The organism is Humibacillus xanthopallidus, assembly GCF_006717145.1.
GTDB lineage: Bacteria > Actinomycetota > Actinomycetes > Actinomycetales > Dermatophilaceae > Humibacillus > Humibacillus xanthopallidus.
In genome coordinates, this window is the sequence record NZ_VFQF01000001.1 from 1,468,655 (window position 1) to 1,482,454 (window position 13,800).

11 protein-coding genes and 1 pseudogene are annotated in these 13,800 nt (G+C 70.8%); 4 read left to right on the forward strand and 8 right to left on the reverse strand.

Going from position 1 to position 13,800, the window contains the following annotated elements:
* Window positions 1–71 precede the first annotated feature (71 nt).
* Both FHX52_RS06585 and FHX52_RS06590 read right to left on the reverse strand, forming a co-directional pair.
* The gene (locus FHX52_RS06585; RefSeq protein ID WP_246069644.1) at window positions 72–1,136 is read right to left on the reverse strand and encodes an ABC transporter permease; all 1,065 of its coding nucleotides are present in this window, start codon (window positions 1,134–1,136) and stop codon (window positions 72–74) included.
* A gap of 286 nt (window positions 1,137–1,422) precedes the next feature.
* A complete protein-coding gene (locus FHX52_RS06590; protein ID WP_141820986.1) occupies window positions 1,423–2,817 on the reverse strand; it encodes a replication-associated recombination protein A in 1,395 nt (464 codons plus the stop codon).
* A 17-nt stretch (window positions 2,818–2,834) separates the two neighbouring features.
* Here FHX52_RS06590 and FHX52_RS06595 point away from each other — a divergent pair, with 17 nt between their 5' ends.
* Entirely contained in the window at window positions 2,835–5,066 is a 2,232-nt protein-coding gene (locus tag FHX52_RS06595; RefSeq protein ID WP_342777903.1) for an MMPL family transporter, read from the forward strand.
* Window positions 5,063–5,878 carry a GNAT family N-acetyltransferase gene (locus FHX52_RS06600; protein WP_141820988.1) on the forward strand — a complete coding sequence of 272 codons (816 nt, stop codon included), beginning with the start codon at window positions 5,063–5,065 and terminating at the stop codon, window positions 5,876–5,878. The genes FHX52_RS06595 and FHX52_RS06600 overlap by 4 nt, the downstream gene beginning before the upstream one ends.
* 30 nt (window positions 5,879–5,908) lie before the next feature.
* On the opposite strand, the gene FHX52_RS06605 is transcribed toward FHX52_RS06600, so the two are convergent.
* From FHX52_RS06605 to aspS, 4 genes are all read right to left on the reverse strand, one after another.
* Entirely contained in the window at window positions 5,909–6,343 is a 435-nt protein-coding gene (locus FHX52_RS06605; RefSeq protein WP_141820990.1) for a VOC family protein, read from the reverse strand.
* A gap of 9 nt (window positions 6,344–6,352) precedes the next feature.
* The gene (locus tag FHX52_RS06610; protein WP_141820993.1) at window positions 6,353–6,805 is read right to left on the reverse strand and encodes a helix-turn-helix domain-containing protein; all 453 of its coding nucleotides are present in this window, start codon (window positions 6,803–6,805) and stop codon (window positions 6,353–6,355) included.
* Window positions 6,806–6,856: 51 nt separating this feature from the next.
* Complete coding sequence (locus tag FHX52_RS06615; RefSeq protein WP_141820995.1) at window positions 6,857–7,606, reverse strand: peptidoglycan-binding domain-containing protein; 750 nt, start codon at window positions 7,604–7,606, stop codon at window positions 6,857–6,859.
* Window positions 7,607–7,740: 134 nt separating this feature from the next.
* Window positions 7,741–9,534, reverse strand: a complete 1,794-nt coding sequence (gene aspS / locus FHX52_RS06620) for an aspartate--tRNA ligase (RefSeq protein ID WP_141820997.1) — start codon at window positions 9,532–9,534, stop codon at window positions 7,741–7,743.
* A gap of 134 nt (window positions 9,535–9,668) precedes the next feature.
* Between aspS and FHX52_RS06625 the strand changes: the two genes are divergently transcribed.
* On the forward strand, window positions 9,669–10,748 hold the full coding sequence (locus FHX52_RS06625) for an acyltransferase family protein (RefSeq protein WP_141820999.1): 1,080 nt from the start codon (window positions 9,669–9,671) through the stop codon (window positions 10,746–10,748).
* Window positions 10,749–10,774: 26 nt separating this feature from the next.
* On the opposite strand, the gene FHX52_RS06630 is transcribed toward FHX52_RS06625, so the two are convergent.
* Window positions 10,775–11,137 carry a hypothetical protein gene (locus tag FHX52_RS06630; RefSeq protein ID WP_141821001.1) on the reverse strand — a complete coding sequence of 121 codons (363 nt, stop codon included), beginning with the start codon at window positions 11,135–11,137 and terminating at the stop codon, window positions 10,775–10,777.
* Window positions 11,138–11,201: 64 nt separating this feature from the next.
* Window positions 11,202–11,336 (reverse strand): hypothetical protein, encoded by a 135-nt coding sequence (locus FHX52_RS24520; RefSeq protein ID WP_281287979.1) that lies wholly within the window; start codon window positions 11,334–11,336, stop codon window positions 11,202–11,204.
* A 252-nt stretch (window positions 11,337–11,588) separates the two neighbouring features.
* Between FHX52_RS24520 and helR the strand changes: the two are divergent.
* Window positions 11,589–13,778, forward strand: a pseudogene (gene helR / locus FHX52_RS06635) (RNA polymerase recycling motor ATPase HelR); the annotation flags it as partial.
* Window positions 13,779–13,800 lie beyond the last annotated feature (22 nt).

The window sequence follows — 13,800 nt, forward strand, 5'->3', positions numbered from 1 at the left end:
TTTGCTCCCTTTGTTGTGCTTGTCCCAGCGCTTTGCCGGGAACATCTGTATGACCGAGACCCGCGATGGGGTCAGCGGCGACTGCTGGGGTCGAAGGCGTCGCGGATCGAGTCGCCCAGCAGACTGAGGGCGAGCACGAGCAGCGAGAGGCCGATGACCGAGGGCCACAACCACAGGGGGTAGGTGGCGAACAGGTTCTGGGCGTCCGCGATGGTGCGGCCCCAGGAGGCGGTGGGCTCGACGAGCCCGACGCCGAGGTAGCTGAGCGTCGCTTCGTAGGTGATGTAGGCGGGCACGGCGATCGACGCGGACACGATGATCGGGCCGACGAGGTTGGGCAGGACCTCCTTGAAGAGGATCTGCCGGGTGGGCACACCGATGGCCCGGGCGGCCTGGACGAACTCACGCTCGCGCAGGCTCTTGACCTCACCGCGGACGAGTCGGGCCAGACCCATCCATCCGAAGACGAAGAGGATGACGATGAGGACCCAGAAGCGGATCGAGGAGGTCTCCTCCGCCGTCAGGTCGGCGCCGCCGGCGATGCTCTTCTGTGCGATCGGCACGATGGCGATGACGAGCAGCAGGATCGGCAGGCTGAGGAAGAAGTCGGTGATCCACGTGATGATGCGGTCGGCCCAGCCGCCGGCGTAGCCGGCGATGAGGCCGAGCGTCACACCGAGGATCGTGGAGACGCCGGCGGCGATGAAGCCGATGACGAGGGAGGGTCGTGCCCCGACAGCCCAGCGGGCGAACAGGTCACGGCCGAGGCGGGGCTCCACCCCGAGCCAGTGCGCCGAGCTCGCGCCGACGGTGGGCAGACCGTTGAAGTCGACGAGCTCCGTGTGCACGGTGTACGGGTCGGCCTTGGCGCCGGTGATGGGGTCCACGGCCTGCAGCGAGTAGAGCAGCGGGGCGAAGATCGCGACGAGGATGAAGAAGATGATGATGATCGAGCAGAAGATCGCGACCTTGTCCTTCTTCAGGCGGTCCCACGCAACCCGGCCCGGCGAGCGACCGGTGCGCACGTCCTTGTGCGCCGGCGCCCCAAGGTCCTCGTTGCGCTCGGTCTGCTCGACAAACTCCTCGTCCGTGGCCTCGATGAGCGCTTCGGCACCGGGCTCCGGTAGGGCGTTCAACGCGTTGTCTCCATCCTGATGGGGATCTCATCCGGACCGCGGGGCGGTCCACAGGTCCCAGGAAGGTGCGCACGGCAAGACCGCTGACCACCCCTTGGGACGACGTCACCTTGCCACAGGGAAAGGCGCGGTCCAAGCCTCGAGACGCGCTGGATGACAAATCGTTACCGACCACCACGGCTCGCCCAACATCGTCCCGGCAAAACGTCACCTGCCCGAAACAATCCATGTGACGGGGCATTTCCTGCCGGTGTGTCGTCACACCGTCCACACAGGTCGATGCGCTTCACTGCGGGCGACTGCGCCCCAGCCGCCCCGCGAGCCACTGGAGCCGCGAGCGCAGGCGCTCCTCGAAGCCCCGGTCCGTCGGGCGGTAGTAGGCCACGTTCCCCTCGAGGTCGTCCGGGAGGTACTGCTGCCTCGCGACGCCGTCGGGCTCGTCGTGGGCGTACACGTAGCCCGCGCCGTGTCCGAGACGCTCCGCGCCGGCATACCCGCTGCCCCGCAGGTGCGGGGGCACTGCACCGCCACGCCCCGCGCGCACGTCGGCGATCGCCTCGCCCACCCCGAGGTATGCCGCGTTCGACTTGGGTGCCATGGCGTTGTGCACCACCGCCTGCGCGAGGATGATGCGCGCCTCGGGCATGCCGATCTGGGCGACCGCGTGCATCGCCGCCACCGCCGTCTGCAGCGCCGTGGGGTCGGCCATGCCGACGTCCTCGCTGGCGGAGATGACGATGCGCCGGGCGATGAAGCGCGGGTCCTCCCCCGCCTCGAGCATCCGGGCCAGGTAGTGCAGCGACGCATCGACGTCGCTGCCGCGCATCGACTTGATGAGGGCGCTCGCGACGTCGTAGTGCTGGTCACCCGCCCGGTCGTAGCGCACGGCCGCCTGGGCGACGGCCTGCTCGACGTGCGCCAGGGTGATCTCGACCGGACCGTCGTCGTCGCGGCCGGGTGGCACCGCGTCGAGCGCGACCCCCGCCCCGGCCTCGAGCGAGGTGAGGGCCCGGCGTGCATCGCCGCCCGCGATCCGCACGAGGTGGTCGAGGGCGTCGTCGGTCAGCGTGTGCGCGCCCTCCAGACCCCGCTCGTCCCCGAGCGCCGACCGCAGCAAGTCGGCGACGTCCTCGTCGGAGAGCGACTCGAGGGTCACGAGCACGGAGCGCGAGAGCAGCGGCGCGATGATGCTGAACGACGGGTTCTCCGTCGTGGCCGCCACGAGGATGACGGTGCGGTTCTCGACCCCCGGCAGCAGGGCGTCCTGCTGGGCCTTGGTGAAGCGGTGGATCTCGTCGAGGAAGAGCACGGTCTGTCGCGCGTAGAGGTCGCGCTCGCGGCTCGCCGACTCCATGACCGACCGCACGTCCTTGACGCCGGCGGTGACCGCCGAGAGCTCGACGAAGCGCCGGTCGGCGGCGGTGGCGACGAGGTGGGCGAGCGTCGTCTTGCCCGTGCCCGGCGGTCCCCAGATGATGGCCGAGAGGGGCCCGGCGGCTCCCCCGGACCCCTCGATGAGCCGGCGCAGCGGGCTGCCGGGGCGCAGCACCTTGCCCTGGCCGCGCACCTCGTCCAGCGTGCGCGGTCGCATCCGCACGGCGAGCGGAGCGTGCCCGGCCGAGGCCGGCTGCTCCGCGCGGTCGGCGGCGGAGGCGGCACCGAAGAGGTCGTCTGAGGTCACTGTGGAAGGCTATCCACGTGCAGAACCCCTCTTCCGGGGCCCCGGCCCCCGACGCGACCGGCCGGGCCGCCGCGTCCGACGCAAAAGTGACGCGCATGGCTCGGCTCGGCAGGCTCATCGCTCGCCACCCCGGACGCTGGGTCATCGCCTGGGTCCTCATCACCGCGGCCTGCTTCGCCGTGGCGGTCGGCGGGGTCACCGGTGAGTCGCTCTTCAACCGGCTCCACTCGGGCGCGCCCACGGTCGACTCGGAGTCGACACAGGCCCGTCAGGTCATCGAGCAGTCGCAGCCTGCCCTCGAGACGCTGACGATGCAGGTGACCGGGGCCGACCTCACGGACACCACGGTCGTCGCCGACGGCACGGCCGCGACGAAGAAGGTCGGTGAGGTTCCGGGCGTCAAGCAGGTGCGCTCACCCCTGCTCGTCCCCGGCGGGCTCACCGACCCGGCCGCAGCGCCGCTGCTCAAGGGCGGTACGCCCGCGGCGGGCGGCTTCGTCACGGTCGTCGACTTCGAGCCGGGTCTCGACAAGGCGGCTCAGGACGCAGCCGAGGCAGCCGCCGAGAAGGCGCTCCTCGAGGTGCCGAAGGTGATGAATGCCCAAGGCTCCGTGGGCAGCCCGAACAAGATCATCACCGCCATCACGACGACCGTCGAGCGCGATCTCATCCGCGGCGAAGGCATCGCCCTGCCCCTGACGTTCATCGTGATGTTCTTCGTCTTCGCCGGCTTCATCGCCGCCGGCATGCCGATCATCGGCGCCTTCGTCTCGATCGGAGGTGCGCTGCTCTCGCTCTTCGCGTTCTCGCACCTCGTCGAGCTCGACGCCACGGTCGTCAACATCGTGACCCTGCTCGGCCTCGGGTTGTCCATCGACTACGGGCTGCTCACCGTCAGTCGCTTCCGTGAGGAGCTGTCGAGCCGGGAGCATCGGGTGCCGTCGCGCGAGGAGGTGGCCCATGCCGCCGAGCGCACCGTCGCCACGGCCGGGCGCACCGTCCTCTTCTCCGCCCTCATCGTCGCGATCGCCCTGTCGGGCCTGCTGCTCTTCGAGGCGTCGATCATGCGCGCCATCGGCGTCGCGGGCGTCAGCGTGGTCCTCGTCGCCATGGTCGTCGCCGTCACCCTCGTGCCGGCCCTGTGCGTCCTCGGCGCCAAGCGCCTGGCCCGCAAGGCCGTGGCCCCGACCTCGGACACGGGTGTCTTCTCGCGCCTGGCGGTCGGGGTGCAGCGTCGCCCCGTCGCCGTCATCATCGCGGTCGTCAGCGTGCTCGTCATCCTCGCCCTGCCGACCCTCTCGATGCGCCTCACGTCGTCAGGCACCGAGCTGCTGCCCGTCGACGCCCCTCAGCGCGTCTTCTTCGAGCAGCTCGCGCGCGACTACCCCGCTCTCTCCGCACCCGAGGTGACCGTCGTCGCCCGGTCGTCCGACACCGCCGCCGTGACGAGCTGGGCGCAGCAGTTCCGCGACGACCCCGGCGTCGAGTCGCTCGCCGTCACCCCGCTCGGCACGACCGACCAGCGGGTCGACATCCGGGTCGCCGGTCCGCCCACGTCCGACGAGGCGCAGGAGCTCGTGACCAACATCCGCGCGACGCCCGCCCCGTTCGAGACCCTCACGACGGGCCAGGCGGCCGGCCAGATCGACTTCCTCGCGTCGATGTCGGCGAGGGCCCCGTATGCCGTGGGGCTCGTCGTGCTCGGCACGCTCGTCCTGCTCTTCCTCATGACGGGGTCGGTCATCATCCCCATCAAGGCGCTGCTGCTCAACGTCATCTCGCTCGGGGCGGCGCTCGGTGTCGTCGTCTGGATCTTCCAGGAGGGGCACCTCGAAGGGCTGCTCAACTTCTCGTCGACCGGCGCGGTGGAGTCGATCGTGCCCTTCCTCGTGCTGGCGTTCGGCTTCGGCCTGTCCATGGACTACGAGGTCTTCCTGCTCTCTCGCATCGTCGAGTTCCACCGTGAGGGCTACGAGAACGACCGCGCCGTCTCGCTCGGACTGCAGCGGACGGGCCGCATCATCACCTCTGCCGCGCTGCTCATCTGCATCGTCTTCGCCGGCTTCGTCGCGGGCGACATCCTCATCATCAAGCAGATGGGTGTCGCTCTCGTCGCCGCCGTCCTCATCGACGCGACGCTCGTGCGCATGCTGCTCGTGCCCGCGACGATGACGCTGCTCGGGCGCTGGAACTGGTGGGCACCGGGCCCCCTGCGACGCCTGCACAACCGGTACGGGATCACCGAGTGACGTCCGAGGTCACGTCGGAGGTCTCATCGGAGGTCACGTCGGAGGTCGAGGCCGGCATCGTGGTGCGCCATGGCCTCGACGGGCTGCTCGAGGCCACGTCCCGCCACCCGTTCGTCCGGTGGGAGGTGACCGACGACCTCGCCGACACGTGGTGGCACCACGAGCGGGCGGTCGCGTTCCAGCGGGTGCGCCGGGCCGACCGGCGCACCGTCAGCCTCCTCGGCCCCGACGACGGCGTGACGGCGCTGCTCGACGCGCTGCCGGGGATCGCGGCGGTGGTGGCACCGGGTCGTCGTGCCCTCTCCGTCAGCGTCCCGCAGCACCTCGAGGCCGAGCTGAGCCAGCGCTTCCGGATCCTCGAGGGCGGCGACTGGGAGTGGCTGCACACGACCGTCGCTCCAGCAGAGGACGATTCGCACGAGCGGGTGCGGCCGATCGACGACCGCGCGCGAGCTGCAGAGATCACGGCCTTTCTCGCGGAGCACTCCCCCACCGCCGACACGGTGCCCGACCACGGCGAGCGGTGGTTCGCCGTCGAGACGGCCGACGGGTCGCTCTCCGCGGTCGCCGCCTGGGGAACCACTCGCGCGGGAGCACCACACCTGTCCTCGGTCGCGGTCGACACCCGCCTGCGCGGCACGGGGCTCGGGCGCACGATCGTCGGCGCGCTCACCCGCTGGGCCGTGGGCGAGGCCGGGGTCTGCACGCTCGGGATGTACTCCCACAACGCGGTCGCCCGAGGGCTCTACCTCTCCCTGGGCTTCGACCGGCTGTGTGCCTGGTCGAGCCGCCCGGTCGTCATCGACCGTTGACCGGGCGCTCGGTCCGGGCGGCCTTGAGCCTCAGGCGAAGTCAGCCGCGGTGACGGTCCGGTCCGACGGCTCGACGAGCACGACCCAGTTGCCCGAGTTGTCGCGACACACGGCCTCGGTGCCGTAGGGCCGGGCCGACGGCGGCTGGAGGAACTCGACGCCCTTCGCCGAGAGGTCGGCAAACGTCTGTTCGCAGTCGTCGACGGTGAGGCCGAGGCCGTTGAGGCCGCCGGAGTCCTGGGCCCGCTTCATCGCCGTGACGAGCTCTTCGGGCAACGGAGGCCCGGGAACGGCGAGGCTGACCTGCAGCTCGGGCTGGTTGGGATGCACGACGGAGCACCAGCGGTAGCCGTCGCCGAGGGTGATGTCGTCCTTCTCCTCGAATCCGAGGACGTCGACGTAGAAGCGCTTGGACTCGTCGATGTCCTTGACGAAGACGCTGACGATGCTGATGTTGGTGATCATGGGTCAACGCTAGGACGGGTCCGGCGGCTCGTGCTTCTCCTGGGTTGCGGAGCTCTCCACGAGACCCCACATGAACAGGACGCAGCCGGGGATGTGCGGCGCGCCCGTCGACGCATACCGCGTCTGGAAGTCGCTGGGACTCTCCCCCACCACCGAGCGGAAGCGGCTGCTGAAGGAGCCCAGGCTCGAGAAGCCGACGGCGTGGCACACCTCGGTCACCGTGAGGTTCGTCGCGCGCAGGAGGTCCTGGGCGCGCTCGATGCGCCGGCGCGAGACGTACTCCGCCGGCGTGACGCCGTAGGTCGCCCGGAAGACGCGGAGGAAGTGGTACTTCGACAGGCCCGCCACGGAGGCCAGTCGGTCGAGGTCGAGCGGGGCGGCATACTCACGGTCTGCCAGGTCGCGGGCGCGGCGCAGGTGGACGAGCACGTCGTCCGGGGCTCTCGTGATCGGTGCCGCCACGCTCTCATCCTGCCACCCGACGTCGCAGGCGGCGTCAGCCTCAGCGCAGCATCAGCGAAAGCCGAAGTGCTCCAAGGCAACCCACGTGGGCGGCCCGACGAGCTTTCCCGTTGCGCTGACTCCTGGGCCGGACACTCCTGCTCGCCGCTGGAACTCCGCCACCACCTTGGCGGTCTGGGGGCCGTAGCGCTTCGGAGCGAGATCGATACTCGAGTAGCTGGGGAAGCTCGCGTTGAGGAACTTCTGCAGGGCGAGGACGACCGCGCCGGTGTCGCCCTCGCGGAGCGTCGGGCGACCGGGGTCGTCGATCAGCGTGGCGGGGTCGAGTCGCTCGCGCCACACGTGCAGCTTCTTCATCGCGTCGTCGGCGTAGGCCTCGGCCCGTGGCCCCGACCCGTTGTAGGCGCGGAAGCCGCTGCGGACCCCTTTTGCCTTGATGAGGCCCGAGACGATGTCGAAGCCGACCCGGGTGTTGACGCGCCAGTCCCAACAGCCGCCCTGCCGGTCGGCCCGGTCCTGGAAGGGCGGGTAGGTCAGCTGGGTGGGCCCGACTCCCTGGGCGCCGAGCTCGGCCCGGTGCTCCCGGTAGAGCAGGTAGGCCGCCTTGGTGACCGGCCCGCCCTTGGTGTAGAAGCCGCCGGTCTCGACGCCGTCGCGACCGAAGATGTTGCGCCCCCCGCTCGACTCCTTCTCGAGCAGCGTGGCCGCGGCAGCGAGCTCGAGCCCGGCGAGCGCCGCCAGCTCGACGACCTCGGGCGCCCGCAGCGTCCCGTTCTGCTCCAGCACCGTGACCGTGCTCATCCTGACCTCCCCGTCAGTGGCAGGCGAAAGGCCCCGTCCCCGAGGACGAGGCCTTTCCAGTATCCGCCGCGGGTGCCGGCGCGTCCGGGAGTTGCCGGGACTGCGCAACCCGGGCCGACCAGACCCGACAGGCGTCAGGCGGGGCCGGCCACCTCCGGCTTGGCGTCGACGCCGGCCTCCTTGCGCTGCTGGGCCGTGATCGGCGCCGGGGCAGCGGTCAGCGGGTCGTAGCCGCCACCCGACTTCGGGAAGGCGATGACGTCGCGGATCGACTCGGTGCCCGCGAGCAGCGACACGATGCGGTCCCAGCCGAAGGCGATGCCGCCGTGGGGCGGCGCGCCGAAGGCGAAGGCCTCGAGCAGGAAGCCGAACTTCTCCTGCGCGTCCTCCTCCGACAGGCCCATGACCTTGAAGACACGCTCCTGCACGTCGCGGCTGTGGATACGGATGGACCCGCCGCCGATCTCGTTGCCGTTGCAGACGATGTCGTATGCGTAAGCGAGCGCCGCACCGGGGTCGGTGTCGAAGGTGTCGACGAACTCCGGCTTCGGCGAGGTGAAGGCGTGGTGCACCGCGGTCCAGGCGCCGGCACCGACGGCGACGTCACCCGAGGCGACGGCGTCGGCCGCCGGCTCGAAGAGCGGGGCGTCGACCACCCAGAGGAAGCTCCAGGCGCTCTCGTCGATGAGGTCGCAGCGGCGGCCGATCTCGAGCCGGGCGGCACCGAGGAGGGCGCGCGACGGCTTGGTCGCACCGGCTGCGAAGAAGATGCAGTCGCCGGGCTTGGCGCCGACGTGCGCGGCGAGACCCGCGCGCTCCGCGTCCGTGAGGTTCTTGGCGACGGGGCCGCCGAGCTCGCCGTCCTCCTGCACGAGGACGTAGGCGAGACCGCGGGCGCCGCGCTGCTTGGCCCACTCCTGCCACGCGTCGAGCTGCTTGCGCGGCTGGGACGCGCCGCCGGGCATGACGACGGCGCCGACGTAGTCGGCCTGGAAGACCCGGAACGTCGTGTCCGTGAAGTAGTCGGTGCACTCGACGAGCTCGTTGCCGAAGCGCAGGTCGGGCTTGTCCGAGCCGTAGCGAGCCATCGCGTCGGCATACGTCATGCGCTGGAAGGGCGCCGACAGCTCGACCCCGATGAGCTTCCACAGCGCGGCGATGATCGCCTCGCCGAGCTCGATGATGTCGTCCTGCTCGACGAAGGACATCTCGACGTCGAGCTGCGTGAACTCCGGCTGCCGGTCGGCACGGAAGTCCTCGTCGCGGTAGCAGCGGGCGATCTGGTAGTAGCGCTCCATGCCGGCGACCATGAGCAGCTGCTTGAACAGCTGCGGGCTCTGCGGGAGGGCGTACCAGGAGCCAGGCGCGAGGCGGGCGGGCACGAGGAAGTCGCGGGCACCCTCGGGGGTCGAGCGGGTGAGCGTCGGGGTCTCGATCTCGACGAAGTCACGGGCGCCGAGCACCTCGCGGGCTGCCGCGTTCACCTTCGAGCGCAGCCGGATGGCGGCACCGGCGGAGCTCGCGCCGGGGCGGCGGAGGTCGAGGTAGCGGTGCTTGAGGCGGGCCTCCTCACCCACCGTGACGCGCTCGTCGATCTGGAAGGGCAGGGGGGCACTCGGGTTGAGGACCTCGAGCTGCTCGACGATGACCTCGATGTCACCGGTCGGCAGGTCGGGGTTGGCGTTGCCCTCAGGGCGCTCGCGAACCTCGCCGGTCACCTTGACGCAGAACTCGTTGCGCACGTCGTGCGCCCCGCCGCGGGCGAGCACCTCGTCGCGGGCGACGACCTGGGCCACCCCGGAGGCGTCGCGCAGGTCGAGGAAGGCGACACCACCGTGGTCGCGACGTCGAGCCACCCAACCGGTGAGCGTGACGGTCTGGCCTGCGTGGTCGGCACGAAGTGTGCCGGCCTCGTGAGTGCGGAGCACGGGAGGTCCTTCCGGGACGTGGTGCGGACGGCGCGACGGCCGCCCGCGCTGAGCGCGGAGCAAGGGCCCCGGCCGCGAGGCGGCCACGGGCACCGAGGACCAATCCTAGACCGCCTGCACCTAGGCTCTTCGCCGTGCAGCACTCCCGCAACCGCGACCTCGACGGCGTACGAGGACTCGCCATCCTCCTCGTCGTCGCCGCGCACTCCGGCCTGCCGGTGCGCTGGGGTGGCCTGTCGGGCGTCACGCTCTTCTTCGTTCTGTCCGGCTACCTCATCACGAGCCTGCTCGTCCGCGAGTGGGACCGCTGGGGGTCGATCAGCCTCTGGCGCTTCTGGGGCCGTCGCGCGGTCCGCCTCCTGCCGGCGTTGCTCCTGCTGCTCGCGCTGACTCCCTTGCTGCTGTGGGCAACTGGTGACGGCCGCCTGTCCAGCTACCCGGTCGCGGCGCTGTCGTCGCTCTTCTACGTCGGCAACTGGGTGCGGATCAACGGCACCGACCTCGGGGTCCTCAACCACCTGTGGTCGCTGTCGGTCGAGGAGCAGTTCTACGTCGTGTGGCCCCTGGTCTTCATCGCGGTCATGACGTGGCTGCGACCGCGCGCGGTCACGATCGCGCTGTCCCTCGCGGCGCTTGCCACCTTCTACAGCGTGTGGACCCGCGGCTCCGCGATCCGCCTCGACATCTCGACGGAGACCAACGCCTTCGCCCTGCTCCTCGGTGTCTCCCTGGCCTTCGGGCTCGCCGCGATGCGCGCCCGGGGCTGGGAGCCGCCGGCGGCGAACCCCGTCGTCCCCTTCGTCGTCCTCATCGCGGTGTCGGCCTTTCCCGGCTACGGCCTCGACATCGACCACCCGCTCTTCCGCCCCCTGGGCGCCGTCCACGCCCTCATCGGGGTGTGGCTGGTGTATGCCGCCGTGTCGGGTCACTCGCGCGTCGTGGCCTCCCGGGTCATGGTGTTCTTCGGGACCATCAGCTACGCGCTCTACCTCTGGCACCAGACCTTCATCAACAGCCAGCTGCTCGGAGAGCACACGATGCCGCGCAACCTCGTGCTCATCGCGGCCGCGATCCTCATCTCGTGGCTGTCGTGGGTCCTCGTCGAGCGCCCCGCCATGCGGCTGCGCGGCCCCCTGCACCTCGACCAGCCGTCGGCGCGTCAGCAGGCCTTCGCCGCCGCCCGGCACGAGAGCGACCCAGCCACCACCGGCTGACCGCTGGCCGCGGGCCCGGTCCCTGGCTACTGCTGGTCGGGCGCCGACAGAGTGAGGCCGGCACCTTCGATGCCGGTCGATGGCGGCCACGGGCAGAGCCGATCCAGACACATCCACGCCACGTCAGCATCCGTCAGCTCACCGCTTCGGACGTGGCTGACGAAGTCGGCGACGGGCAGCTCGAGCATGACCTTGCCCGGTCCCGGGCGGAACTGGCGCGCAAGGACGACCTCGTTCGCAGCCGTGACGGCGACGACCGCCACGGTGCTGCCCCCAACCAGAACGTCCCAGTCCGCCTCGCGCTCATCAGGCATGGCGTAACGGCGCGTGGTCACCGTCAGGTAGCCCGCCGGTCCGGGCCGTTCGCCGAGCAACGTCCACGTCCTCACCCCAGGACCATGGACGAGGACGACTCAGCCACCCTCAGACCACCATCGGGGTCTCACGAGGAAGCTACGCCTGGAACTCGACCCGGTACGCATCGCCGACATCGGACTTCAGGTGCTGTGCCAGCTCGCGCCCGCGTCTCATCCACACCCGGTGCGCGCGTTCGTCGACGATGGCGTAGCGGTGCTCGCGAACGCCCATGAGGTCCTCCCACTCCCGGGCCTAGTCGCGCAGCCATCCCGCCACCTCGAGCTGGTCGAGGTCGGCCATGCCGGTGTCGTTCCACACCGGATCGGCGCAGTAGTCGGGAAACAACCGCAGCAGCGAGCGGGCATCGGCTGACTCTCCCCCGCCACTTCCAACGTATAGCGCAGTGGGGGGCTTGCGGCAAGACCCCTGTGCTGACGCAGAATCACCGGCCGAGGCCAGAAATCCTCGATCGGAGCTGATGACGTGAGCCCCCTGACCACCGACGCCTTCGCACTCCCCGACCACCTCTCCCCCAAGGCTGACCCGGCGCTGATCGCCGATGACGAGCGGCACTTCGCCGCAGTCGCGGCCGCCCTCGCGCGGGCGACTGCCGACGTCACCGACCGCCTCGCGGCCGCGCGACGGGCACCCGTCCGCACCGGGCAGGCAGCGCTCGACCGCGACCAGGAGGTCCATCGGCTGACCGGCCGGTTGCGAGCCCTCCAGCGCTTCGGCCTCGACCTCTGCCTCGGCCGCATGGTCGCGGCCGACGACGCCGAGCCCCTCTACGTCGGAAGGCTGGGCCTCACCGACGACGCTGGCAACCGACTCCTGCTCGACTGGCGCTCCCCTGCGGCGGAGCCGTTCTTCGGTGCGACGCATGCGGACCCGATGGGCCTCGCGAGCCGCCGGCGCTACCGCTGGACGCGAGGGCGCGTCACCGACTACTGGGACGAGGTCTTCACGACGGACAGGCTCGCCGGGCAGGCGGCCCTCGACGACCAGTCCGCCTTCATCGCCAGTCTCGGCACGAGCAGGTCACCACAGATGCGTGACGTCCTCGCCACCATCGCGGCCGACCAGGACGCCATCATCCGCGCGGGATCGCGCGGCGCCCTCGTCGTCGACGGCGGCCCGGGCACCGGCAAGACGGTCGTCGCGCTGCACCGGACGGCATACCTGCTCTATGCCGACCCCCGCCTGGGGCACCGCCGCGGCGGAGTGCTCTTCGTGGGGCCGCACCAGCCCTACCTCGCGTATGTCGCCGACGTCCTCCCGAGCCTCGGCGAGGAGGGAGTCCAGACCTGCACGCTGCGCGACCTCGTCGCCGAGGGGGCAAGCGCTCCCGACGAGGTGGATCCGGTGGTCGCCCGCCTCAAGGCGTCCGCCGACCTCGTGCGGGCGGTCGAGCCGGCCGTGGCGCTCTACGAGGAGCCGCCGAGGGAGGCGATGCTCGTCACGACTCCGTGGGACGAGGTCTGGCTCACGCCGCTCGACTGGGCCGACGCCTTCGCTGCCGGCGCCAGCCTGCCGCACAACGAGGCGAGGGAGGACGTCTGGGAGGCGCTGCTCGGCATCGTCGTCGAACGACACGACCTCGAGGACCGCCTCGACGACGACGGTGCGGATGTCGAGCCGGAGGCAACCCCCGAGATGGTGCACCGAGCGCTTCAGCAGGACCGCGACCTGCGCGCTGCCTTCGACCGCGCGTGGCCGGTCATCGAGGCCGACGACCTCGTCGGGGACCTGTGGTCGGTGCCGGCCTACCTGCGCCGGTGCGCCCCCGGCCTCGGCGCTGAGGAGGTCCGCCTGCTTCAGCGGGCAGCGCCGACCGCGTGGACCGCCTCCGACCTGCCACTCCTCGACGCGGCGCGTCGGCGTCTCGGCGACCCGGATGCGGCGCGCCGCAGGCGCCGGCGCGACGCGACCATCGCCGCCCAACGTGCGGAGATGGCGCGGGTCATCGACCACCTCATCGCGACGGACGACTCCGATATGCACGTCATGTCGATGCTACGAGGGGCCGACCTCGGCGGCGCCCTGGTCGACGAGTCCGCCGGAACCGAGGCCTCGGGTGGGCCCACCGACCCTGACCTGCTTGCCGGCCCCTTCGCGCACGTCGTCGTCGACGAGGCACAGGAGCTGACCGACGCCGAGTGGCAGATGCTCCTGGCGCGGTGTCCGTCGCGCAGCTTCACCATCGTCGGTGACCGCGCTCAGGCGCGGCACGGGTTCACGGAGTCGTGGACGGAGCGGCTCGCGCGAATCGGTCTCGACCGCGCCGCGCTCGCCTCCCTCACCATCAACTACCGCACGCCCGAAGAGGTCATGGAGGAGGCGGAGCCGGTCATCCGTGCGATGGTCCCGGACGCCAACGTGCCGACCTCCGTCCGGCGCACCGGCATCCCTGTCAGGCACGGGTCGACAGCCGACCTCGATGACGTGATCGACGGCTGGCTTGCCGCCCACGCTGACGGGATCGCTTGTGTCATAGGCGATCCCACGTTCAGCCCACGCCAGCGAGTGCAGTCGCTGACCCCTCAGCTCGCCAAGGGACTGGAGTTCGACCTCGTCGTCCTCGTCGACCCCGACGCATTCGGTAGTGGCATCGAGGGGACGGTCGACCACTACGTCGCGATGACACGAGCAACCCAGCAGCTGGCCATCCTCACGAGCCACAAGGCGGCAGAGTCGA

Coding starts and splice junctions, on each gene's coding strand:
- FHX52_RS06605 (WP_141820990.1), bottom strand. CDS start 6,343: ATGATCACCAACATCAGCATCGTCAGCGTCTTCGTCAAGGACATCGAC.
- FHX52_RS06615 (WP_141820995.1), bottom strand. CDS start 7,606: ATGAGCACGGTCACGGTGCTGGAGCAGAACGGGACGCTGCGGGCGCCC.
- FHX52_RS24520 (WP_281287979.1), bottom strand. CDS start 11,336: ATGGGCGTTCGCGAGCACCGCTACGCCATCGTCGACGAACGCGCGCAC.